Below are 21,737 nucleotides of genomic sequence, written 5' to 3' on the forward strand. Positions count from 1 at the left end.
ACTGTTTCGGCCCGTCCCACTCGGCTGCGCGGTAGCATCGCGTTGTGTCCGACGCCACTGCGAGTGAGAATCGACCGGCTCGGGTGCGGGTGCTCGTCTACAGCAGCAACGCCGAGACTCGGGCTCGGGTGAAGTCAGCTGTGGGAACCCGACCCGATCCGCTGCTCGGGGAGATCGATTACGTCGACATCGCTACAGCAGCTGTGGTCATCGAGCACATGGATGCGGGTGGAGTCGACCTGGCGATTCTCGACGGTGAGGCCTCGCCTGTCGGAGGACTCGGGTTGGCGAAGCAACTCAAGGACGAGATCGACCCGTGCCCGCCAGTGCTCGTGCTGATCGGACGCCCCGACGACAGATGGTTGGCAGACTGGTCGCGCGCCGAGGCCGCGGTACCCCATCCCTTGGATCCGATCCAGCTCGGACGTGCGGTAACGGGATTGTTGACACGGCACTCGGCAGGCGTCACGCCGGGCGTGGACCGGTAGTCAGGCCGACTCGGCCGCGTGGGGCTCGGTGGGCACCTTCAGTACGAAACTGTGGATCGATCCGGCGAGTACCGCGCCGAGGATGGGGAACACCACGAACACCCACAGCTGAGATAGTGCGGGCCCGCCTGCGAGCAGCGCAGGACCGAACGATCGAGCCGGGTTGACCGAGGTCGAGTCGATTCCGATGCCCAGCAGGTGAAGGACGGTGAGGGTCAAGCCGATCGGAATTCCGGCTGCCAGCGCAGGGTGAACCGAGCGCGCCGTGGTTGCCAGCACGACCAGGACGAGCGTGGCAGTGGCGATCACCTCGAACACCGCGACCGATGCCAGGTTGTATCCCGTCGGCGACGAATCAGCGAAACCGTTGGTGCCCAAGCCGTCCGCGGCCAGCGAGTAGCCCGGTCGACCGGAGGCGAGCACCAGCACGATCGCCGCGCCGACCACCGCGCCGACGGCTTGGGCGACGATGTAGAACACCGCCGTGATCGGAGTGATCGCCCGAGCGATCAATGCTCCCACTGTCACGGCCGGGTTGATGTGGCAGCCCGAGATCGGACCGATCGCGTAGACGAGCGCGAGCAGAGTGAGCCCGAATGCCAGGGCGATACCGGGGGTTCCTACGGTGTCGCCTGCGATGACGGCGGTGCCGACACCGAAAATGACCAGCAGGGCAGTGCCGAGTCCCTCGGCGCCGAGCGCTGAGATGGAAATCGACTTCATCGTGTCTCCTTCGTGGAAGCGGTGGCCCGTGCTCGGGCAACCGTGAATGTTCGGTGGTTGGTCGTCACCCGCGTCGAAGAGCGCATGCGCGCGTGACGCGTCCCACACCTCGCAGGGCACGGCGCGAAGAGAGCGCGCCATGGGAGTCAACGGTTTACGAAACTGGACTGCTCGAAATCCCGCGAGATTCGCACCGAACCCATACTGTGTGTTTCAGGTCACATTGGTACGGCCGTCGCATTTACCTCGCGTCGGCGCGGACGTCGATCGAGGGAGCGGATGCCCGAATGAACGCCTACGTTCCGATTCTCGTTCTGGGTGTCATTGCGATTGCGTTCGCGATTTTCTCGGTGATGGTCGGCACGATGGTGGGGCCCGCGCGATACAACCGTGCCAAATTCGACGCGTACGAGTGCGGTATCGAACCGACGATGCATGCGCCTACGGGTCAACGGTTTCCGGTGAAGTTCTACTTGACCGCAATGTTGTTCATCATCTTCGACATCGAGATCGTCTTTCTCTATCCGTGGGCCGTCCACCTCGACGTATTGGGCGCGTTCGGTCTCGTTGCCATGGCGTTGTTCGTCGTCAACGTATCGGTCGCCTACGTCTACGAGTGGCGGCGAGGCGGGCTCGGTTGGGATTGATTCGACGACACAGGGAACCTGTTCTCAATTCTGCGGAAGCGAAAGAGCGTGATCGATGGGACTCGAAGAAAAGCTACCCAGTGGATTTCTGCTGACGACCGTAGAAGGGTTGGCCGGGTACGCCCGTAAAGGTTCGCTGTGGCCGGCCACGTTCGGTCTCGCGTGCTGCGCGATCGAGATGATGGCCACCACGTCCGGTCGATTCGACCTCGCCCGGTTCGGTATGGAAGCTTTTCGCGCGTCTCCGCGCCAAGCAGATCTGATGATCGTGGCCGGCCGCGTCAGTCAGAAGATGGCTCCGGTACTGCGGCAGGTGTACGACCAGATGGCAGAACCCAAGTGGGTGCTGGCGATGGGCGTCTGCGCGTCCTCGGGCGGAATGTTCAACAATTACGCGGTGGTCCAAGGCGTCGACCACATCGTTCCGGTCGATATCTATCTCCCGGGTTGCCCGCCGCGGCCGGAGATGTTGCTCAACGCAATCCTGGAGCTGCACAGCAAGATTCAGCAGATGCCGCTGGGTGTCAATCGTGAGCAGGTGCGCGCTGCAGCCGAAGCGGCCGCGCTGTCGTCCACCCCGACGATCGATCTGAAGGGGCTGCTGCGATGAGCGCGCACGGACCCCGCGGGATGTTCGGTGTGCAAGGTTCCGGGGACACCTCCGGTTACGGACGCTTGCTGCCGCCGCCTGCATCGATCGATGCCGCAGTACGGCCCTACGGCGGCTACTTCGATGCCGTCGTCGACCGGTTGACTGCAGTTCTCGAAGCCGGTTCTGTGTCGTACGAGGACGCCGTCGAACGCGTCGTGGTGCACCGGGGCGAAATGACCGTGCATGTCGTCCGACAGCACGTTCCCGTCGTCGCCCGGGCGCTACGCGACGACGCCGAGCTGCGCTTCGAATTGTGCACGGGCGCATCGGGTGTGCACTATCCGGATCAGGCCGGCCGCGAATTGCACGTGCTGTACCACCTCGTCTCGATCACCCACGGGCGTCGTCTGCGACTCGAAGTTGCTGTGCCCGATGCGGATTCACACACTCCGTCGATGTGTGGGGTGTATCCCACCAACGACTGGCACGAGCGCGAGGTGTACGACTTCTTCGGCATCGTGTTCGACGGCCATCCTGCGCTGACCCGGATCGAAATGCCCGACGACTGGGTCGGTCACCCGCAACGCAAGGACTATCCGCTGGGCGGAATCCCCATCGAGTACAAGGGCGCTCGGGTCGCGCCTCCCAACGAGCGCAGGTCGTACAACTGATGAGCGCAACGGACGAAACCATCTACGCAGTATCCGGCCAGGACTGGGACGACGTCGTCGAACTGGCGCGTGGATCCGGCACCGAACGGATCGTGGTGAACATGGGTCCGCAACATCCGTCCACCCACGGTGTTCTGCGGCTGATTCTCGAAATCGAGGGTGAGACGGTCACCGAGGCTCGGTGTGGGATCGGCTATCTGCACACCGGAATCGAAAAGAACCTCGAGTACCGCAATTGGACTCAGGGCGTCACGTTCGTCACCCGCATGGACTACCTGTCGCCGTTCTTCAACGAAACCGCCTACTGCCTCGGCGTGGAAAAGCTGCTGGACATCACCGACGACATTCCCGAGCGCGCGACGGTGATCCGGGTGATGCTGATGGAGCTGAATCGGATCTCGTCTCACCTGGTGGCGTTGGCCACGGGCGGAATGGAACTGGGTGCGGTGACAGCCATGCTCTTCGGTTTCCGCGAGCGAGAACTGATCCTCGACGTGTTCGAGGCGATCACCGGATTGCGGATGAATCATGCGTACATACGCCCGGGAGGGTTGTCGCAGGACCTCCCGAGCGATGCGATCGACAAGGTGCGCGAGCTCCTTCGGGTTCTTCCCGGACGCCTCCGTGACCTCGAGCTCATGCTCAACGACAACCCGATCTGGAAAGCCAGAACCGAGAACGTCGGGTATTTGGATCTGACCGGATGCATGGCCCTGGGCGTCACCGGCCCGGTGCTTCGATCGACCGGACTGCCGTACGACCTGCGCCGGTCCGATCCCTACTGCGGATACGACAGCTACGAATTCGACGTGGTGACCGACACCGGATGCGACTGCTACGGGCGCTACCTGATTCGGGTGGAGGAGATGAAGGAGTCGCTCAAGATCGTCGAACAAGCCCTCGACCGCCTGCGACCGGGACCGGTCGTCATCGACGACAAGAAGATCGCCTGGCCTGCCGAACTGGTCTCGGGACCCGACGGACTCGGCAATTCGCAGGATCATGTTCGCACCATCATGGACACGTCGATGGAATCGTTGATTCACCATTTCAAGCTGGTCACCGAAGGAATGCGTGTTCCGGCGGGTCAGGTGCTGTCGTCGGTGGAGTCGCCGCGAGGAGAACTGGGTGTGCACATCGTCAGCGACGGCGGAACTCGGCCGTACCGAGTGCATTTCAGAGATCCGTCGTTCACCAATCTGCAGGCGGTGGCCGCGATGTGCGAAGGCGGCATGATCTCCGACGTCATCGCTGCCGTGGCCAGTATCGACCCGGTGATGGGCGGGGTGGACCGATGACCGCGCAACCTCACTCCGAGCCGGTCCTGCTTCGGCTCGGGGCTCACCCGGAGGAAGCCGTTCAACTCCTCGGACCGGACGCGCGAACGTCGTATCCCCCGGAAGTGCGCACCCGTCTGCGGGCCGACGCCGAGATCGTCCTGGCGCGCTACCCGCAGGCCAGGTCCGCGTTGTTGCCGTTGCTGCACCTCGTTCAATCCGAGGACGGCTTTCTCACGCCTGCGGGCATCGAATTCTGTTCGGAGATACTCGAACTCACCGGTGCCGAGGTCACTGCGGTGGCGACCTTCTACTCGATGTACCGCCGCGAACCCACCGGCACATACCGCGTCGGCGTGTGCACCAACACTCTGTGCGCCGTGATGGGCGGTGACGCCATCATGGACACCCTGCGCGAGCACCTCGACGTCGACCACGGCGAGACGACCGCCGACGGCACCATCACCCTCGAACACATCGAGTGCAACGCCGCGTGTGACTACGCACCGGTGATGATGGTCAATTGGGAATTCTTCGACAACAGCACACCATCGTCAGCCCGGGATCTGGTGGATGCACTCAGGTCCGGTCTTCCGGTGAGCCCCACGCGCGGTGCACCACTCTGCACGTTCGGTCAGACCGAGCGAATTCTCGCCGGGTTTCCCGACGACCGCCCGGGGGCGCTCGAATCATCCGGTAGCGCAGGCGAAGCCACCCTCACCGGTCTGCGATACGCGCGCGAACACGGGATGTCTGCTCCCGAGGCCGCACCGCAGACCGGTAATGGACACCCCGATATCGAGACTGCCGACGTCGGAGCCGAGGCAGTGGCGGAGACAGTGCGAGACAAGCCTGCACCGGCCCCGTCGGCGACCGTGCCGCCACAGCCGAACACCACCGAGACCGATCCATCGACGAAGGGCGAGTGACATGGCCCTGACGCCGGTCCTGAGTGAGTTCTGGGACGAGAGGGACTCGTGGACTCTCGACACCTACCGGAGCCACGACGGATATGCGGGGCTCGAACGGGCCCTCTCGATGGACCCCGACGATCTGATCGCCTTCGTCAAGGAATCCGGACTACGGGGCCGGGGTGGGGCCGGGTTCCCCACCGGAACGAAGTGGAGCTTCATCCCCCAGAACGACGGTAAAGAGCACTACTTGGTGGTCAACGCCGACGAGTCCGAGCCGGGCACCTGTAAGGACATGCCCCTGCTGATGGCCAGTCCGCACACCCTGGTCGAGGGAATTGTGATCGCGGCCTATGCAATTCGAGCCTCGCACGCCTTCGTGTACGTCCGCGGCGAAGTGGTGCCGGTGCTCCGCAGATTGCAGGCAGCGGTAGCCGAGGCCTACGCAGCGGGCTATCTGGGAAAGAACGTTCTGGGAACGGGATTCGATCTCGAACTGGTGGTCCATGCCGGAGCCGGCGCGTACATCTGCGGGGAGGAGACAGCCCTTCTCGATTCCCTGGAGGGTCGGCGCGGACAACCTCGGCTGCGCCCACCGTTCCCCGCAGTCGCGGGTTTGTACGCGCGCCCGACAGTGGTCAACAACGTCGAGTCGATCGCCAGCGTTCCCGTGATCCTGCGCAAGGGGATCGAGTGGTTTCGGTCGATGGGCACCGAGAAATCGCCCGGCTTCACGCTGTACTCCATCTCGGGTCACGTCTGCCGCCCGGGGCAGTACGAGGCACCGTTGGGCATCACGCTCCGTGAACTGCTCGACTACGCGGGCGGCATCAGAGCTGGGCACGAACTGAAATTCTGGACGCCGGGAGGCTCGTCCACGCCGATGTTCACCGCCGACCATCTCGATGTTCCACTCGACTACGAGGGTGTCGGAGCCGCAGGATCGATGTTGGGCACCAAAGCATTGCAAGTATTCGACGAGACGACGTGTGTGGTGCGGGCGGTACTGCGATGGACCGAGTTCTACGCACACGAATCCTGCGGCAAATGCACACCGTGCCGAGAAGGAACGTACTGGCTGGTGCAGATACTCCGCCGCCTCGACGGCGGGACCGGCACCGAAGCCGACCTGACCACGCTTCTCGATATCGCAGACGGGATCGCTGGAAAGTCGTTCTGCGCGTTGGGAGACGGAGCTGCCAGCCCCATCGTGTCCTCACTGAAACACTTCCGCGACGAATACATCCGCCATGTCACCGAACAGGGATGCCCCTTCGATCCACATCGATCCACCCTGTTCGCAGAGGAGCTGACGTCATGACAACATCAGCACACGGTCGTTCCGCAGGCTCCACTCCTGCACCTTCTGGTCATTCCGCAGGCTCCACTCCTGCTACTTCTGGTCATTCCGCAGGCTCCACTCCTGCACAGTCCGGTCAGTCCCTCCCGCCGGTCGACATGGTGACACTGACCATCGACGACCACGAGGTCACTGTTCCCAAGGGCACGTTGGTGATTCGCGTCGCCGAGTTGATGGGCGTGCAGATACCGCGATTCTGCGACCATCCGCTGCTGGATCCGGTGGGTGCCTGCCGGCAGTGTCTCGTCGATGTCGAGGGCCAGCGCAAACCCTTGGCATCCTGCACGACGACAGTGGCCGACGGCATGATCGTACGTACTCAGGTGACGTCCGAGACGGCGCACAAGGCCCAGCGCGGCGTCATGGAATTGCTGCTGATCAATCACCCGCTCGACTGCCCGGTGTGTGACAAGGGCGGCGAGTGCCCACTACAGAACCAAGCGATGGCCGCCGGCCGTGACGAGTCCAGATTCCACGAGACCAAACGTACGTACCCCAAACCGATTCCGTTGTCGGCCGAGGTTCTGCTCGATCGGGAACGCTGCGTCCTGTGCGCTCGCTGCACCCGCTTCGCAGCCCAGGTTGCCGGAGATCCCTCCATCGAACTGCTCGAACGCGGGGCAGTGCAGCAGGTGGGCATCTTCGGCGACGAACCGTTCGACTCCTACTTCTCCGGAAACACCGTTCAGATCTGTCCGGTGGGGGCACTGACGAACACCGAGTATCGGTTCCGGGCCCGACCCTACGATCTGACCTCGTCGCCGAGCGTGTGCGAGCACTGTGCAGGAGGCTGCGCACAACGTACCGATCACCGGCGCGGCAAGGTTCTTCGTCGTCTGGCGGGAGACGATCCCGAAGTGAACGAGGAATGGAACTGTGACAAGGGTCGGTGGGCGTTCAAGTACGCCACCGAGCCGGACCGCATCGGCGCACCGATGGTCCGAGACGAATCGGGAGCCTTGGTCGAGACGTCGTGGTCCGCGGCTTTGGCCGCAGCGGCAACGGGCCTGGCCGCATCGGTCGGCAACGCTGCGATTCTCGTGGGCGGACGATCGACTCTCGAAGACGCCTACGCATACGCTAAGTTCGCCCGAACAGTGTTGCACACCAACGACATCGACTTCCGCAACCGTGCTCACAGCGCCGAGGAGGCCGGGTTCTTGGCCGGTCGTATCGCCGCGGCGGGGCTGGGGGTCACTTACTCGGACCTCGAGCACGCTCCCGTGGTGCTGGTGGTCGGCTTCGAGCCCGAGGACGAGTCACCGCTGGTCTTTCTGCGGCTCCGCACAGCGCACCGCGCCCGCGGCGTGGTGGTGGCATCGATTGCACCGTGGGCCAGCCGTGGTCTGCGCAAGCTCGATGGTGTGCTCCTGCAGTCGATTCCCGGTGAGGAACCGCAGTGGCTCGATGCCCTGCACGTCGGCGACCGCGGCACCGAAACGGTTGCCCAGCTCCTCCGTGAGCCCGGGTCGATCGTGCTGGTGGGCGAGCGGCTCGGCTCGGTTCCCGGCGGACTGTCCGCAGCATCGAAGTTGGCCGACGACACCGGAGCACAGTTGGCATGGATTCCGCGACGAGCAGGAGAGCGCGGCGCTCTCGACGCCGGCGCCTTGCCGAACCTCCTGCCGGGCGGGCGACCCGTCGCCGATGCGTCCGCGCGCGCCGAGGTGGCCACCCTGTGGGGACTGGCGGATCTCCCTACCGATGCAGGCCGAGATACCGCGGCGATTCTGGCGGATGCCGGGCCGCAGCGAGCACTGATCACTGCAGGCATCGATCCGGACGATCTGCCGAATCCGCGGAGTCTGCTGGATGCGGTGGACCGGTCGGGGTTCGTGGTCAGTCTCGAACTTCGACACAGCGCCGTCACCGAGCGCGCCGACGTGGTGTTTCCGGTGGCACCGGTGGTCGACAAACAGGGAACCTTCGTGGACTGGGAGGGCCGACCACGAACTTTCGAAACCGCCCTCGGGGCAGGCGCGGTATTACCCGATCAACGTGTTCTCGACGCGATCGCCGCCCAGATGGGCGTCGAACTGTTGCTGCCCGACGCCCCCGCGTCGCGAGATGAGCTGACACGCTTGGGCGTCTGGACAGGTTCACGAATCTCCGCACCGCGAGTCTCACCGCGGGCGCAGACACCGTCGCTCGCGCCCGGTGAGGCGATTCTGGCCACGTGGCGGATGCTCATCGACTCGGGGCGGATGCAGGACGGCGAGGCGAATCTCGCAAGGACCGGTCGAGCGCCGACGATCCGACTGTCGGGTCCCACCGCGTCCACCCTCGACGTGGAGACCGGTGACCGAGTGAGTATCGAGACCGACCAGGGGTCGATCACGTTGCCGCTGACAGTCACCGATCTTCCCGACGACGTGGTGTGGGTGCCGATGAACTCGCCCGGTTCCTCGGTGTATCGCTCACTCGGCGTGGAGTCGGGTGCGGTGGTGAGAATTCGTAGGGCGGAGCCTGCGGAACAGCCCGAAAGTGATGCATCGTGACTGTCGCCGCGCCTACCGATCTGTCGATGTTCGGCATCGATCCGTGGTGGTTGGTGGTCGTCAAGGCATTGGCGGTTTTCGTGTTCCTGGTATTGACGCCACTCATCGCGATCTATGCCGAACGCAAGATCATGGCGTGGATGCAGATGCGCGTCGGACCCAATCGGGTTGGGCCGTGGGGGTTGCTGCAGTCGTTGATGGACGGAATCAAGCTCGCTCTGAAGGAGGGGATCACCCCGTCCGGCGTCGACAAGCCGATCTACATTCTGGCTCCGATGGTGTCGGTGGTTCCTGCTTTCATGGCCTTCGCGGTGATCCCGTTCGGACCGGAAGTGTCGATATTCGGCACCACGACGCCGCTGCAGATGACCGATCTGCCGGTGGGGGTTCTCTACATCCTCGCTGTCACCTCGGTGGGTGTGTACGGGATCGTCCTGGCCGGTTGGGCGTCGGGTTCGACGTATCCGCTGTTGGGCGCACTGCGTTCGACAGCGCAGGTCATTTCGTACGAGGTTGCGATGGGCTTGTCCTTCGCCGCGGTGTTTCTGTACTCGGGCACCATGTCGACATCCGGAATCATTGCCGCGCAACAGAACACCTGGTACGTGTTCTTGCTGTTGCCGTCCTTCCTGGTGTACGTGACGGCGATGGTCGGCGAAACCAATCGAGCACCCTTCGATCTGCCCGAGGCCGAGGGCGAGTTGGTGGGCGGCTTCCACACGGAGTATTCCTCTCTACGCTTCGCGATGTTCATGCTCGCGGAGTACATCAACATGGTCACGGTGTCGGCACTGGCGACAACATTGTTCCTGGGAGGATGGCGGGCTCCGATTCCGTTGAGCCTGTGGGCCGGTGCCAATTCCGGATGGTGGCCGGTGCTGTGGTTCGTCCTCAAGGTGTGGGTATTCCTGTTCGTCTTCATCTGGTTGCGTTCGACGTTGCCGAGGTTGCGCTACGACCAGTTCATGAACTTCGGCTGGAAGATCCTCATCCCCGTCGCCTTGATCTGGGTGATGGTGATCGCAACGGTGCGGGTACTGGGTGTCGGTCGCTACGACGTCCCTCTGGTCACGTTCGTCGCGTCGACGATCTTCGCCGTCGCCGTGCTGGTGTCGTTGCTGCTTCTGCTCAGACGACGCACGCGCGTTCGGAATCTTCCGCCTGCTGCACCCACCGAAGAATTCGACGCCGCGGCAGGTGGATTCCCCGTCCCTCCCATCCCGAAGCAGGGTTCGAGGATCGCGAGTCGCCACGCCGGCGCGCGGTCGCCCGTGGCCACGTCCCAGAAGGAGAACGCCGATGCCTGAATTCCTCGGTCCGATAGCCGGTTTCGGCGTCACCTTCGCCACCATGTTCAAAAAGCCCGAAACCGAGCTGTACCCGGAGGAGAAGAAGCCGACCGAGGTGCGCTATCACGGCCGGCATCAACTCAATCGCTACGCCGATGGCCTCGAGAAATGTATCGGCTGCGAACTGTGTGCGTGGGCGTGCCCGGCCGATGCCATCTACGTCGAAGGAGCCGACAACACCGAGACCGAACGATTCTCGCCGGGCGAGCGGTACGGCGGGGTCTACCAGATCAACTACCTTCGATGCATCGGCTGCGGCTTGTGTGTGGAGGCTTGTCCGACAAGGGCTCTGACGATGACCAACGAGTACGAGTTGGCCGGCGACAACAGAGCCGATCTGATCTACGAGAAGGACGCGCTGCTGGCACCGCTGCAACCGGAGATGGTGGCACCGCCGCACGCTATGGCACCGGGCTGTTCTGCCGAGGACTACTACCGCGGGACCGTCACCGGTGGAGAGAGCGCGGCCGAGCGCGAAGGCGATCCGGTTCGATGACGGCCACCGTGCAGCTCGCCCTCGACGCGACGTCCACCGGTGAGGCCGTGCAATTCTGGACTCTCGGTGTCGTCGCGGTCCTCGGTGCTCTCGGTGTGGTGACGAGTACCAAGGCCGTCTACTCGGCACTGTTTCTGGCCGCCACGATGGTCGTTCTCGCGACGTTCTACATGGCCCAGGGGGCGTTGTTCCTCGGTGTCGTGCAGATCGTCGTCTACACCGGCGCGGTGATGATGCTGTTTCTGTTCGTTCTGATGCTGGTCGGGGTCGACACCGCCGAATCCTTGACGGAGACATTGCGCGGTCACCGCATCGCTGCCGTGGTCATCGCAATCGGCTTCGGACTGTTGATCATCGGGGTGCTGCTGCGTGATTCGGCTCGCTCCGGTCGGCTCGAATTCGCCGGCCTCGACGCCGCCAACTCCACCGGCAATGTCGAAGGCCTCGCCGAACTGATCTTCGTCGAGTACGTGTGGGCGTTCGAGCTGACCGGAGCCCTGCTGATCACCGCGACCATCGGGGCAATGATCCTGGCGCATCGGGAGGCTCTGGGGCCGGTGAAGGGGCAGCGTCAGATGTCGCAGGACAGGTTCCGCGACGGCTCCCGGGCGACGCCGCTGCCGAGCCCCGGTGTGTTCGCCCGCCACAACGGCGTCGATCGCCGCGCTCTGCTGCCGGATGGAAGCGAGGCGGAGTCGTCCGTCAACGCGCTGTTCGCCGATCGACGAAGCCAGTACCAGGTGGACGGGGGTGACGCACGATGAATCCCGAGAACTACCTCTACCTGTCCGTTCTGCTGTTCGCGATCGGCGCGGCCGGCGTCATCGTCCGGCGCAACGCCATCATCGTGTTCATGTGTATCGAATTGATGCTCAACGCAGTCAATTTGGCGTTCGTCACCTTCTCTCGCATGCACGGCAATCTCGACGGGCAGCTGTTCGCGTTCTTCACCATGGTTGTCGCTGCTGCCGAGGTGGTGGTGGGCCTGGCGATCATCATGGCCATCTTCCGTTCTCGTCGGTCGATCTCGATGGACGAGAACTCTCTGATGAAGAACTGACGGGGGAGCAGAAACTATGACGATCCTGTGGCTTCTCCCCGCCCTCCCGGCTTTCGGCGCGGTCGTTCTGCTGCTCGGTGGCCGGCGCTCCGATTCGTGGGGTCACTTCTTCGCCACCGCCGCAGCGGTGTTGTCGTTCGTCGTTGCGGCGCTGGTGTTCTCGTCGATGCTCGGGCGAGACGAATCCAACAGAGCCATCACCCAGACGTTGTTCCGCTGGGTTCCCGTGGACGAATTGCAGGTCGACTTCGGCATGCGGGCCGATCAGCTCTCGATCTGCTTCGTCCTGTTGATCACCGGAGTCGGGTCGCTCATTCACGTGTACTCGATCGGGTACATGAGTCACGACGCGGAGCGTCGACGCTTCTTCGCGTACCTCAACCTGTTTCTCGCAGCCATGTTGTTGCTGGTGTTGGCCGACAACTTCCTCGGCCTCTATCTGGGGTGGGAGGGTGTCGGCCTCGCGTCGTACCTGCTGATCGGTTTCTGGCAACACAAGCCGTCGGCTGCGACGGCGGCCCGAAAAGCGTTCGTGGTCAACCGCGTCGGCGACATCGGCCTGGCCATTGCGCTGATGATCATGTTCGTGAACTTCGGTTCGGTGCAGTACGACGTGGTTTTCGCCGGCATCGGAGGTGCGAGTGAATCGGTAGCCACTGCGATGGCGCTGATGTTACTGCTGGCGGCCTGCGGAAAGTCGGCGCAGGTTCCGCTGCAATCGTGGCTCGGTGACGCGATGGAGGGTCCGACTCCCGTCTCCGCGTTGATCCATGCAGCGACGATGGTCACCGCCGGGGTGTATCTCATCGTGCGCTCCGGACCGGTGTTCGAGGCATCCGAGGTGGCGCGGGCGGCGACCGTGACCGTCGGCGCGGTGACGTTGCTGTTCGGCGCCGTGATCGGTTGCGCCAAGGACGACATCAAGAAGGCACTCGCGGCTTCGACGATGAGCCAGATCGGGTACATGGTGCTTGCGGCCGGACTCGGTCCGTCCGGTTATGCCTTCGCCATCGTGCTGTTGCTCTCGCACGGCTTCTTCAAGGCGGGCCTGTTCCTCGGTGCGGGCTCGGTGATGCATGCGATGAACGACGAGACGGATATGCGAAAGTTCGGTGGGCTCCGCGCCGCGATGCCGATCACCTTCGTCACGTTCGGTCTCGGTTACCTCGCCATCATCGGAGTACCGCCGTTCTCGGGATTTTTTGCCAAGGATCCAATCATCGAGGTCGCGTTCGCGGCAGGCGGGGCAGTAGGTGTGGTGCTCGGCTGCGTGACACTGCTCGGCGCAGGCCTGACCGCGTTCTACATGAGTCGGGTGATGTTGATGACGTTCTTCGGCCCGAAACGATGGTCAGCGCAAGCACATCCGCACGAGGCGTCGGCGACGATGACGGTGCCCATGATTCTGTTGGCGATCGGCTCGGTGGCATCGGGAGCCTTTCTCGCGGTGGGTGGGCGCCTCGAGACGTGGCTGGAACCGGTGGTGGGATCTGCGCACGAGGAGCATGCAATACCTGCTTGGGTCGTCACGGTGGCAGTTCTGGGTGTGGTTCTCGTGGGCGCGGTCACCGCGTATCGGAAGTACATCGCTCGTGAAGTGCCGCCGACTCCGCCCGAGGACGTCTCGGTGTTGACCAGAGCTGCGCGCGCCGACCTGTACGGCGACGCCTTCAACGAGTCCGCTTTCATGCGTCCTGGTCAAAAGATCACTCGCACACTGGTGTACGCCGACGATGCGGGAATCGATGCTGTCGTGGACGGGGTGGGACGATCGGTCGGCGCGGTATCGACTCGTTCTCGAAGACTGCAGACCGGATTCGTGAGGTCCTATGCGCTGGCGATGTTCGCCGGTGCTGTTCTCGTCGTGGCGATGGTGGTGGTCCTGTGACACTGCCCTGGTTGACCGTCCTGTGGGTGCTGCCGATAGTCGGCGCAATCCTGGTCGCCGTCGTGCCGGCCGAACGGGCAACGATGGCGCGCAGCGTAGCCGTGGGCTTCGCTGCCGTCACGCTCGTTGTCTCGGTGGTACTCGCCGTCCAGTTCGTCTCCGGTGGAGATCGGTACCAGTTCGTCGAAGATCATTCCTGGATAGCGGCATTCGGTGCGCGCTACACACTCGGTCTAGACGGAATCGGCCTCGTGCTGGTGTTGCTGACCACCGCGCTGACCCCATTGCTCATCATTGCGGGCTGGCATGACGGCACCCGAGTCGCGAACTACGGATCGCGACGGGTCTCGCACACCTACATGGCGTTGATTCTGGTGGTCGAGTCGATGGTGATCGTCTCGTTCCTTGCCCTGGATGTACTGCTGTTCTACATCTTCTTCGAGGCCATGCTGATCCCGATGTACTTCCTGATCGGCGGCTTCGGTGACTCTGGGTCGTTCCGCGGGCTCCACTCCGGCGGAACTCAGCGAACGCGCGCCGCGGTGAAGTTCCTGCTCTACAACCTGTTCGGTGGCCTGGTGATGTTGGCTGCCGTCATCGGGTTGTACGTCGTCACCGCCAGGCCTGACGGCCCGTTCGACGGCGGCACGTTCGACCTGCGCGCGATTGCGGATGCGGCGGCATCGGGCCGGCTAGGGGTGGACTCGGCGGTTCTGAACGCGTTGTTCCTGGGCTTCATGTTCGCGTTCGCGATCAAGGCACCGCTGTGGCCGTTCCACACGTGGCTACCCGACGCCGCAGTGCAGTCCACTCCCGCAACGGCGGTACTGATGATGTCGGTGGTGGACAAGGTCGGCACCTTCGCGATGCTGCGGTTCTGTCTCGAACTCTTCCCCGACTCCTCACGGACGTTCGCCCCGTGGATCATCACGCTCGCGGTGATCGGCATCGTGTACGGCGCGATATTGGCGATCGGCCAGACCGACATGATGAGACTGATTGCCTATACGTCGATTTCGCACTTCGGTTTCATCATCCTGGGAATTTTCGCCATGACGGGTCAGAGTCAGGCCGGTGCCACCTTGTACATGGTCAACCACGGAATCTCCACCGCCGCTTTGTTCTTGATCGCAGGCTTCCTGGTGTCGCGACGTGGTTCACGAATGATCGCCGATTACGGCGGTGTGCAGAAAGTTGCGCCGGTGCTCGCCGGAACGTTCCTGGTGTCGGGTCTGGCCACGCTCTCGCTACCCGGTCTGGCTCCGTTCGTCAGTGAATTCCTCGTCTTGATCGGCACATTCGGTCGCTACGGTGTTGCCGCGATCGTGGCGACCGGCGCGCTAGTACTGTCCGCGATCTACATCCTGTGGCTGTATCAGCGAGTGATGACGGGGCCGGCTCCTGTTCCCGACAACAAGATCTCCGATCTGGTTCCTCGCGAGTTGGCAGTGGTGGTTCCGTTGCTCGCGTTGCTGATCGTGTTCGGGGTGTACCCGAAACCGGCTCTCGATGTCATCACTCCGGCAGTGCAATCGACGATCGTAGACAGTCCAGGAGGTCAACGATGACCACACCAGAAGTGCAGTACGGCCTGCTGTCACCGATGCTGATCGTGTTCGGGGTCGCAGTCCTCGGTGTTCTCGTCGAAGCGTTCGTGCCGATGCGAGCGCGTCGCGCAACGCATGTGGGCCTGGCGCTCGCCGGGTTGCTGGCGGCTCTCGCGGCTGTTCTGGGTCTGGCCGGCACCGAAGCCTCGGCGATGAACGGGGCTGTCGCCGTGGACGGCCCGACGCTCCTACTGCAGGGAATCATTGTGCTGGTGGCGATCCCGGCTGTGGCCCTGCTGGCGGAGCGTACCGTGGCCGTCACGTCGACGGGAGCCGAGCGCCGCATCGATTCGTTCACGCCGCAGGCCTCCACCACTCCGGGCAGCGTTGCCGAGAAGGAGGCCATCGACGCCGGCGTTGCCCAGACCGAGGTCTTTCCACTGGCGATGTTCGCGATCGGCGGCATGCTGCTGTTCCCGGCGTCCACCGATCTACTGACGATGTTCGTCGCGCTCGAAGTGCTGTCGCTTCCGCTCTATCTGTTGTGTGGTCTGGCGCGTCGTCGACGGTTGCTGTCTCAGGAAGCATCGCTCAAGTACTTCCTACTGGGTGCCTTCTCCTCCGCCTTCTTCCTGTTCGGAGTCGCGTTTCTGTACGGCTACGCCGGAACAGTGCGGTTGGACGGTATTGCCGACGCCATCACGGCGGACGGTCAGGGCAGACCGTTGGCACTGATCGGAACGGCACTGCTGGCCGTCGGTTTGCTGTTCAAAGTCGGTGCCGTGCCGTTTCATTCGTGGATTCCGGACGTCTACCAGGGCGCGCCGACGCCGGTGACGGCGCTGATGGCCACGGTGACCAAGGTGGCGGCCTTCGGCGCGATTCTGCGTATCTTCGCGGTGGCGCTGCCCGGTCTCGAATCCAGTTGGCGACCGATGCTGTGGGCTGTCGCCATTGCCACGATGGTCGTCGGTTCCGTCGTCGCCGTGACGCAGACCGACGTCAAGCGCATGCTGGCCTACTCGTCCGTGGCGCATACCGGATTCATTCTGACCGGTGTGACCGCGCTGGGTGATTCGGGTGAGGTGGGCGATTCGGGCGTGTCGGCCACCATGTTCTACCTGCTGGCCTACGCGTTCAGCACTCTCGGGGGATTCGCGATCGTCGGGTTGGCGAGAGACGAGCGCGGTGAGGTGGGCGATCTGGATCGGTGGGCGGGCATCGGTCGTCGCTCACCGCTGGTGGCGGCAGTCTTCGGATTGTTCTTGCTCTCGTTCGCGGGTATCCCACTCACCAGCGGCTTCATCGGTAAATTCGCGGTGTTCAGCGCTGCCTCGGGTGCCGGGGGAGCGGCACTGGTCGTGGTCGGAGTGGTGTGCAGCGCTGTTGCGGCATTCTTCTACGTACGCGTGATCGTTTTGATGTTCTTCACCGATCCCACCGAGCGAACCGCCACCATGGTGCGCCCCACAGCGTGGGTGGCCTGCGCAATCGGGGTTTCGGTGGTCGTCACCGTGGCACTGGGAGTCTTTCCGCAGCCCGTTCTCGATATCGCTACGCGAGCTGGGACTTTCCTCTAGAGCGTGCACACCTACTTCGCGGACTTCATTCGCTGCTTCCACGTGTGTGAGCCGGTGCCCACCGGGATTCCACCGATCGCTCCCGCGAGGCCGAACGGCGGCATGTTGACATAGATCGCTTCGCTGTTCTGTGCTGTCGCGGTGTAGGTTTCGTGCCACACGCCGACATTGCCGGTTGCAGCCACGGTTCGGTTGAACGCCCGCCAGTTGGGAGCGTGGGGAGCATCGGGGTCCGACGCGAACCGCGTCAGGTCCTCGGCGTTGCGCCAATAACTGACCAGCATGGTGGTGCGTCCCAACCACGAGTGGTAGCCGAGCAGCCCGGAGTTGGGATCCTGCTCCAGATGGCTGAGCATCCGCGGCATCGCGCGCACTGCGGGCAGCCAGGACCGTACGGCCACCGGATTGTTGATGCGCATTCCGATGAGAAAGACCGTGACGGTGTCTCTATCGGATTCGACCGTGGTGCGGCCGTCGATGATGAATGACATGAAAACCCTCCCTGGGGTCGGGATGAAACGAATTTGTGTGACACTGTTATAAAACACCGTTGTGGTAGGTTTCGCAAGTGGCGAGACCCAGAATTCACGACGCGGAGTTGCGGACCCGGCTACTCGACGCAGCGGCGGAAACCGTTGCGCAGCAGGGCGTCGACTCGTTGTCGTTGCGTAAACTCGCGGCCGCTCAGAACACCTCGACCACAGCGATCTACTCTCTGTTCGGCGGACGCGCAGAGCTGCTGGTGGCGCTGTTCGCCACCTCGTTCGCGAGTTTCGGCGACGCGCAGCGCGCTGTGCCCGTCACCGGAAACCCCGAGGTCGACCTCCGTGAACTCGCGGTTGCATACAGGCATTGGGCGCTCCACAACCCGCATCTTTACGCGGTGATGTTCGGCGGAGTCCTCGGTTCGGTCGATGTATCCGAGGAGTTACCGCTCGCCGCCGCAGCAATGGATCCGCTTCGTGCCGCGGTGGCCGCTGCGGTTGCGGCGGGCACCATGAGCGGCGCACCCGCCGACTTGATCAGCCATTCGTTCTGGGCGATCGTGCACGGTCTGGTGTCGTTGGAATTGGCAATGCCCACGAACGTCGACAGCGAGACCCGACGGGCCATGTTCGACGCCGGGACGGAGTCGGTATTGCGAGGGTGGACGCGTCAGTAGGTGCGTGGGATGCCGAGGATCTTGGTGGCGTCGACGGTCATCCCCAAGCGCGCTGTCGGCGCGAGCGCAGGCAGATCCGGAAGATCGTCCGACGTTGCGGTCGCGGCGCCGATCACGTCGGCACCCGCGATCTCGAAGTCGGAGATCGCGCGCCGGAGATGGCTGGGGGTCGTGGCCAGAACGAGATTGGAGGCACCGACTTCGGCTGCAAGTGCGGTGGCGCGCTGAGCGTTCTGCACCGTCGAGTTGGCGCTGGGCTCGGAATGAATGCGGTCGGCGGCAATTCCCTCGTCGATCAGCCATGTCCTCATGGCCTCCGCCTCGGTCACGCCGCTCTGTGGGTTGCCGCCGGTGACGATGATGGGGGACTCGGGGGAGCGATCCGCCGCGGCGACGGCCGAGCGCAGTCGCGCCACCAACTCGGGTGTCATGCTGCCGTCGCCGTTGAGCCCCAGGCCGAGTACCACGATCGCGGTGCGTGGCCCGTCCGTGGTCGGCGCGAAGTCGATCGTCTCGGTCGCGGCTTCGTCGATCACCGCGATGGCACGATCGACAGCGTCGGCGAGCGCGGGAGACAGGGTGCGCAGTCTGGCCGCATGGTGCACACGCGCATCGGTGTCGGCGGTCGCGTTGGCGTAGAACGTCTGCAGCGCTGCAACATTGGCGTCGTTCGGTGCGGCCGTCGCAATGGCGTTCAGCGCCTCGAAGCCGACATCGTAGCGACCCTTGACCAGAGCATTCTGCGCATCGTTGTAGTGCTGCGCGTCGGCCGAACGGACCGTCTCGGCGACCGTTGCCGCCGGCGCCGACATCGCGGGCTCGGCCACCGCGGTGATCGAACCGACGCCTAACGCCAGCGCGGCGGCGCAGGCCACCACAGCGAAGCGAGCGGTGTGGTGCGCTCGAACTGGTTGCACAACCGACGTCCCTCCGAACGGTGACAAGTTCTGTCACCCTAACTCAGTTCGGTGCCAGTGTGACTGGAGTGAGCAGAGTTGTTCGAGTTACATGGATGTACTTCCGATCAGGCGGTATCCCCGCGTTACAGGGCGACGGGTGCGCGTCCGCGATCGGCCGGTTCTATGGTCACTTCGGCATCGGGTAGGAAGACCCGCTCGGTGGTGGTGGTTCCGTCGACGCCGTCGGTCACCGTCACGGCCACGTTCTCGGCAACCTGGCCCGCACTTTCGATGAACCCGGTGGCGACGCCCTCCTCTATGAGCAGATGATCGCCCACGAGGAGAAGAAGTTCGTCCGCTGTCACGGTCCGCCTGCCACCTGCATCTTCGATAGTCATGAACCCCACCGTAATGCGGTGCGCTGCACAGTGCCCTCGTATGACCCACAATCGCGGAATGACCGATCGGCGAAACACCTGGACGGCGCCCACCCCGGAACCGGTCGACGGTCCGATGATCGGCGAGGAACGCCCGATCCTCGAGGGCATGCTGCACTGGCATCGAGCCACGTTGCTCAACATCTGCGCCGGTGCGGATGCCGAACAGCTCGCATACCGACCGTTCGCGCAATCGACGCTGTCTCTACTCGGACTTGTTCGTCACCTCGCGAAGGTGGAACGCATCTGGTTCCGCGAGCGCCTGGCATCGATGTCGTTCGACCCGATGTACGACGCGGCGCTGGGTAAGGACTCCGACTTCCTGGGTGCGACGGCATCGAGCGCCGAGGCCGACTTCGCGCGGTTCGCTGCCGAATGCGCGGCCTCGGACGACGTCGCGGCCCGACACTCGTTCGAGGACTCGGTGGATTCTCGAGGTGGGCCGATGTCGCTACGGACGGTCTACGTGCACATGATCGGCGAATACGCGCGACACAACGGGCATGCGGACATGATTCGCGAACAGATAGACGGTGTCACCGGCCGCTGAGGGCATACCGTAGACACACGATCAGCCCCCCACACGGAAGCAAGGTGTTTCAGTGACCGACTCCGATGCAGGATTCGACCCGGCCTCGCTCCGGCCGTCCTTGTTCGTCGACGGGCATTGGCTGGGGTCCAGCGACGGGGGCACCCGCGACATCGTCGACCCTGCGACCGGACGCACGGTCGCGGTGGTCGACGAGGCCACCCCCGACGACGCTCTGCGTGCGGTCGCCGCGGCACGGGTGGCGTTCGACGACGGGCCGTGGCGTTCGGTGACGGTGGGCGAGCGCAGCGATCTGCTCAACCGCATCGCAGATCTGCTGCAGCGGGACAAAGCAGAGCTGGCGCGCATAGAGACGCTCGATACCGGAAAGACGTTCGGCGAGAGTGAGATAGACATAGACGATGTGACGTCGGTGTTCCGCTTCTACGCCGATCTTGCGGTGGTGCAGTCGGATCGGATGATCGATGTCGACCGGCCCGAGATTGTCAGCCGAGTGGTGCACGAGCCGATCGGTGTGTGCGTGATGATCGCCCCGTGGAACTACCCGCTGTTGCAGATCTCGTGGAAGATCGCTCCCGCCTTGGCCGCCGGCTGCACGATGGTGCTCAAACCGAGCGAGGTGACCCCGCTCAGCACCATCGCGTTCACCAGGATCGTGGAAGAAGCGGGCGTCCCGGCGGGTGTGGTCAACCTGCTACAGGGCAGTGGTGCGGTCCTCGGAGATGCGCTCACCAGGAATCGCGACGTCGATTTCATTTCGTTCACCGGTGGACTGGCGACAGGCCGGCACATTCTGGCCGCGGCCGCCGAGAACGTCACCAAGGTGGCTGTCGAACTCGGCGGGAAGAATCCGCATATCGTGTTCGCCGACGCGGTGGCCGATGAGCAGTCGTTCGCGGATTCGGTCGACAACGTGCTGACCGGAGTATTTCTGCATTCGGGTCAGGTGTGTTCGGCCGGCACGCGGTTGATCATCGAGGATTCCGTGGCCGATCGATTCGTGGCCGCCGTAGCGGAGCGTGCGAAGACAATCGTGATCGGCCCCGGTACGGACCCGGCCAGTGAGACCGGACCGCTGGTGTCGCAGGCGCAACGCGAGAAGATCGAGGGCTTCGTCGCGGGCGGCATCGAGGAAGGCGCGACGCTGGTCATCGGAGGAACGAAGCCGGACGATCCCGCGTTGGCGCAAGGCAGCTATTTTCTACCCACGATTTTCGACCATTGCGACAGGTCCATGAATATCGTGCAGGAGGAGACATTCGGGCCCATACTCACTGTGGAGCGCTTCGGCACCGAGGCCGAGGCACTCCTGTTGGGCAACGATACGAATTACGGTCTCGCCGCGGGTGTTCGGACGTCCGACGCCGCACGAGGCGAAAGAATGGTGCGTGGGCTCCGCCATGGAACGGTGTGGCTCAACGACTTCGGTGTCTACACGGCGGCCGCGGAATGGGGCGGCTTCAAACAGTCGGGCAACGGCCGCGAGCTCGGGCCGTCCGGATTGTCCGAATACCAAGAAGCGAAGCACATTTGGCACAACACCTCACCGACCTCGGCGGGGTGGTTCGGCACCCGATAGTGCACGATGGGAAAGGCCACACG

At 63.7% G+C, this 21,737-nt stretch carries 22 protein-coding genes; 18 read left to right on the forward strand and 4 right to left on the reverse strand.

The genetic code is table 11. The features are described from left to right. Positions 1-44: 44 nt before the first annotated feature. The gene (locus ACFI9K_RS09010) at positions 45-488 is read left to right on the forward strand and encodes a hypothetical protein (protein ID WP_462663162.1); all 444 of its coding nucleotides are present in this window, start codon (positions 45-47) and stop codon (positions 486-488) included. Here ACFI9K_RS09010 and ACFI9K_RS09015 read toward each other — a convergent pair whose 3' ends face one another. Then, positions 489-1,211 carry an aquaporin gene (locus ACFI9K_RS09015; protein ID WP_462663163.1) on the reverse strand — a complete coding sequence of 241 codons (723 nt, stop codon included), beginning with the start codon at positions 1,209-1,211 and terminating at the stop codon, positions 489-491. 287 nt (positions 1,212-1,498) lie between these two features. On the opposite strand from ACFI9K_RS09015, the gene ACFI9K_RS09020 reads away from it, so the two are divergent. From ACFI9K_RS09020 to nuoN, 14 genes are read left to right on the forward strand one after another with little or no spacing between them, the layout of a single operon-like run. Then, positions 1,499-1,858, forward strand: coding sequence for an NADH-quinone oxidoreductase subunit A (locus ACFI9K_RS09020; protein ID WP_222093227.1), 360 nt, complete (start codon positions 1,499-1,501; stop codon positions 1,856-1,858). Between the two features lie 55 nt (positions 1,859-1,913). Beyond that, on the forward strand, positions 1,914-2,468 hold the full coding sequence (locus tag ACFI9K_RS09025) for a NuoB/complex I 20 kDa subunit family protein (RefSeq protein ID WP_222093228.1): 555 nt from the start codon (positions 1,914-1,916) through the stop codon (positions 2,466-2,468). Further along, positions 2,465-3,121 (forward strand): NADH-quinone oxidoreductase subunit C, encoded by a 657-nt coding sequence (locus tag ACFI9K_RS09030; RefSeq protein WP_462663164.1) that lies wholly within the window; start codon positions 2,465-2,467, stop codon positions 3,119-3,121. The genes ACFI9K_RS09025 and ACFI9K_RS09030 overlap by 4 nt, the downstream gene beginning before the upstream one ends. Then, a complete protein-coding gene (gene nuoD / locus ACFI9K_RS09035; RefSeq protein WP_222093230.1) occupies positions 3,121-4,419 on the forward strand; it encodes an NADH dehydrogenase (quinone) subunit D in 1,299 nt (432 codons plus the stop codon). Before ACFI9K_RS09030 ends, nuoD begins: the two co-directional genes overlap by 1 nt. Beyond that, positions 4,416-5,327, forward strand: coding sequence for an NADH-quinone oxidoreductase subunit NuoE (nuoE, locus tag ACFI9K_RS09040; RefSeq protein WP_462663165.1), 912 nt, complete (start codon positions 4,416-4,418; stop codon positions 5,325-5,327). Before nuoD ends, nuoE begins: the two co-directional genes overlap by 4 nt. A 1-nt stretch (position 5,328) precedes the next feature. After that, on the forward strand, positions 5,329-6,630 hold the full coding sequence (nuoF, locus tag ACFI9K_RS09045) for an NADH-quinone oxidoreductase subunit NuoF (RefSeq protein WP_462663166.1): 1,302 nt from the start codon (positions 5,329-5,331) through the stop codon (positions 6,628-6,630). Continuing rightward, entirely contained in the window at positions 6,627-9,167 is a 2,541-nt protein-coding gene (locus ACFI9K_RS09050) for an NADH-quinone oxidoreductase subunit G (RefSeq protein WP_462663167.1), read from the forward strand. Before nuoF ends, ACFI9K_RS09050 begins: the two co-directional genes overlap by 4 nt. A 26-nt stretch (positions 9,168-9,193) precedes the next feature. Beyond that, positions 9,194-10,474, forward strand: a complete 1,281-nt coding sequence (gene nuoH / locus ACFI9K_RS09055; protein ID WP_462663251.1) for an NADH-quinone oxidoreductase subunit NuoH — start codon at positions 9,194-9,196, stop codon at positions 10,472-10,474. Further along, positions 10,467-11,012 (forward strand): NADH-quinone oxidoreductase subunit NuoI, encoded by a 546-nt coding sequence (nuoI, locus tag ACFI9K_RS09060; protein WP_462663168.1) that lies wholly within the window; start codon positions 10,467-10,469, stop codon positions 11,010-11,012. The genes nuoH and nuoI overlap by 8 nt, the downstream gene beginning before the upstream one ends. Next, the gene (locus ACFI9K_RS09065; protein ID WP_462663169.1) at positions 11,009-11,776 is read left to right on the forward strand and encodes an NADH-quinone oxidoreductase subunit J; all 768 of its coding nucleotides are present in this window, start codon (positions 11,009-11,011) and stop codon (positions 11,774-11,776) included. The genes nuoI and ACFI9K_RS09065 overlap by 4 nt, the downstream gene beginning before the upstream one ends. Beyond that, complete coding sequence (nuoK, locus tag ACFI9K_RS09070; RefSeq protein WP_032397862.1) at positions 11,773-12,072, forward strand: NADH-quinone oxidoreductase subunit NuoK; 300 nt, start codon at positions 11,773-11,775, stop codon at positions 12,070-12,072. Before ACFI9K_RS09065 ends, nuoK begins: the two co-directional genes overlap by 4 nt. Positions 12,073-12,088: 16 nt before the next feature. Next, positions 12,089-13,960 (forward strand): NADH-quinone oxidoreductase subunit L, encoded by a 1,872-nt coding sequence (nuoL, locus tag ACFI9K_RS09075; RefSeq protein WP_462663170.1) that lies wholly within the window; start codon positions 12,089-12,091, stop codon positions 13,958-13,960. Beyond that, the gene (locus ACFI9K_RS09080; RefSeq protein WP_462663171.1) at positions 13,957-15,528 is read left to right on the forward strand and encodes an NADH-quinone oxidoreductase subunit M; all 1,572 of its coding nucleotides are present in this window, start codon (positions 13,957-13,959) and stop codon (positions 15,526-15,528) included. Before nuoL ends, ACFI9K_RS09080 begins: the two co-directional genes overlap by 4 nt. Next, a complete protein-coding gene (gene nuoN / locus ACFI9K_RS09085; protein ID WP_462663172.1) occupies positions 15,525-17,087 on the forward strand; it encodes an NADH-quinone oxidoreductase subunit NuoN in 1,563 nt (520 codons plus the stop codon). The genes ACFI9K_RS09080 and nuoN overlap by 4 nt, the downstream gene beginning before the upstream one ends. Positions 17,088-17,098: 11 nt before the next feature. Here the strand turns inward: nuoN and ACFI9K_RS09090 are convergent, their stop codons facing one another. Further along, positions 17,099-17,578 carry a DUF4188 domain-containing protein gene (locus tag ACFI9K_RS09090; protein WP_462663173.1) on the reverse strand — a complete coding sequence of 160 codons (480 nt, stop codon included), beginning with the start codon at positions 17,576-17,578 and terminating at the stop codon, positions 17,099-17,101. 77 nt (positions 17,579-17,655) lie between these two features. On the opposite strand from ACFI9K_RS09090, the gene ACFI9K_RS09095 reads away from it, so the two are divergent. Continuing rightward, positions 17,656-18,249, forward strand: a complete 594-nt coding sequence (locus ACFI9K_RS09095) for a TetR/AcrR family transcriptional regulator (protein WP_462663174.1) — start codon at positions 17,656-17,658, stop codon at positions 18,247-18,249. On the opposite strand, the gene ACFI9K_RS09100 is transcribed toward ACFI9K_RS09095, so the two are convergent. Beyond that, positions 18,243-19,166 carry a YdcF family protein gene (locus ACFI9K_RS09100; protein WP_462663175.1) on the reverse strand — a complete coding sequence of 308 codons (924 nt, stop codon included), beginning with the start codon at positions 19,164-19,166 and terminating at the stop codon, positions 18,243-18,245. The genes ACFI9K_RS09095 and ACFI9K_RS09100 overlap by 7 nt on opposite strands. Before the next feature lie 125 nt (positions 19,167-19,291). After that, positions 19,292-19,546 (reverse strand): hypothetical protein, encoded by a 255-nt coding sequence (locus ACFI9K_RS09105; protein ID WP_462663176.1) that lies wholly within the window; start codon positions 19,544-19,546, stop codon positions 19,292-19,294. A gap of 58 nt (positions 19,547-19,604) precedes the next feature. Here ACFI9K_RS09105 and ACFI9K_RS09110 point away from each other — a divergent pair, with 58 nt between their 5' ends. After that, a complete protein-coding gene (locus ACFI9K_RS09110) occupies positions 19,605-20,135 on the forward strand; it encodes a DinB family protein (protein ID WP_462663177.1) in 531 nt (176 codons plus the stop codon). Between the two features lie 100 nt (positions 20,136-20,235). After that, positions 20,236-21,714, forward strand: coding sequence for an aldehyde dehydrogenase family protein (locus ACFI9K_RS09115; RefSeq protein WP_462663252.1), 1,479 nt, complete (start codon positions 20,236-20,238; stop codon positions 21,712-21,714). The last annotated feature ends 23 nt before the right edge of the window (positions 21,715-21,737 follow it).

Source organism: Rhodococcus sp. PSi06 (assembly GCF_054960675.1).

Excerpts from the sequence above, each read along its gene's own strand:
- ACFI9K_RS09050 (WP_462663167.1), top strand. The coding sequence starts at position 6,627 with ATGACAACATCAGCACACGGTCGTTCCGCAGGCTCCACTCCTGCACCT.
- ACFI9K_RS09090 (WP_462663173.1), bottom strand. The coding sequence starts at position 17,578 with ATGTCATTCATCATCGACGGCCGCACCACGGTCGAATCCGATAGAGAC.
- ACFI9K_RS09025 (WP_222093228.1), top strand. The coding sequence starts at position 1,914 with ATGGGACTCGAAGAAAAGCTACCCAGTGGATTTCTGCTGACGACCGTA.
- nuoH (WP_462663251.1), top strand. The coding sequence starts at position 9,194 with ATGTTCGGCATCGATCCGTGGTGGTTGGTGGTCGTCAAGGCATTGGCG.
- ACFI9K_RS09105 (WP_462663176.1), bottom strand. The coding sequence starts at position 19,546 with ATGACTATCGAAGATGCAGGTGGCAGGCGGACCGTGACAGCGGACGAA.
- nuoI (WP_462663168.1), top strand. The coding sequence starts at position 10,467 with ATGCCTGAATTCCTCGGTCCGATAGCCGGTTTCGGCGTCACCTTCGCC.
- nuoD (WP_222093230.1), top strand. The coding sequence starts at position 3,121 with ATGAGCGCAACGGACGAAACCATCTACGCAGTATCCGGCCAGGACTGG.
- nuoF (WP_462663166.1), top strand. The coding sequence starts at position 5,329 with ATGGCCCTGACGCCGGTCCTGAGTGAGTTCTGGGACGAGAGGGACTCG.
- ACFI9K_RS09015 (WP_462663163.1), bottom strand. The coding sequence starts at position 1,211 with ATGAAGTCGATTTCCATCTCAGCGCTCGGCGCCGAGGGACTCGGCACT.
- nuoK (WP_032397862.1), top strand. The coding sequence starts at position 11,773 with ATGAATCCCGAGAACTACCTCTACCTGTCCGTTCTGCTGTTCGCGATC.
- ACFI9K_RS09020 (WP_222093227.1), top strand. The coding sequence starts at position 1,499 with ATGAACGCCTACGTTCCGATTCTCGTTCTGGGTGTCATTGCGATTGCG.
- nuoL (WP_462663170.1), top strand. The coding sequence starts at position 12,089 with ATGACGATCCTGTGGCTTCTCCCCGCCCTCCCGGCTTTCGGCGCGGTC.
- ACFI9K_RS09110 (WP_462663177.1), top strand. The coding sequence starts at position 19,605 with ATGACCGATCGGCGAAACACCTGGACGGCGCCCACCCCGGAACCGGTC.
- ACFI9K_RS09030 (WP_462663164.1), top strand. The coding sequence starts at position 2,465 with ATGAGCGCGCACGGACCCCGCGGGATGTTCGGTGTGCAAGGTTCCGGG.
- nuoE (WP_462663165.1), top strand. The coding sequence starts at position 4,416 with ATGACCGCGCAACCTCACTCCGAGCCGGTCCTGCTTCGGCTCGGGGCT.
- ACFI9K_RS09065 (WP_462663169.1), top strand. The coding sequence starts at position 11,009 with ATGACGGCCACCGTGCAGCTCGCCCTCGACGCGACGTCCACCGGTGAG.
- nuoN (WP_462663172.1), top strand. The coding sequence starts at position 15,525 with ATGACCACACCAGAAGTGCAGTACGGCCTGCTGTCACCGATGCTGATC.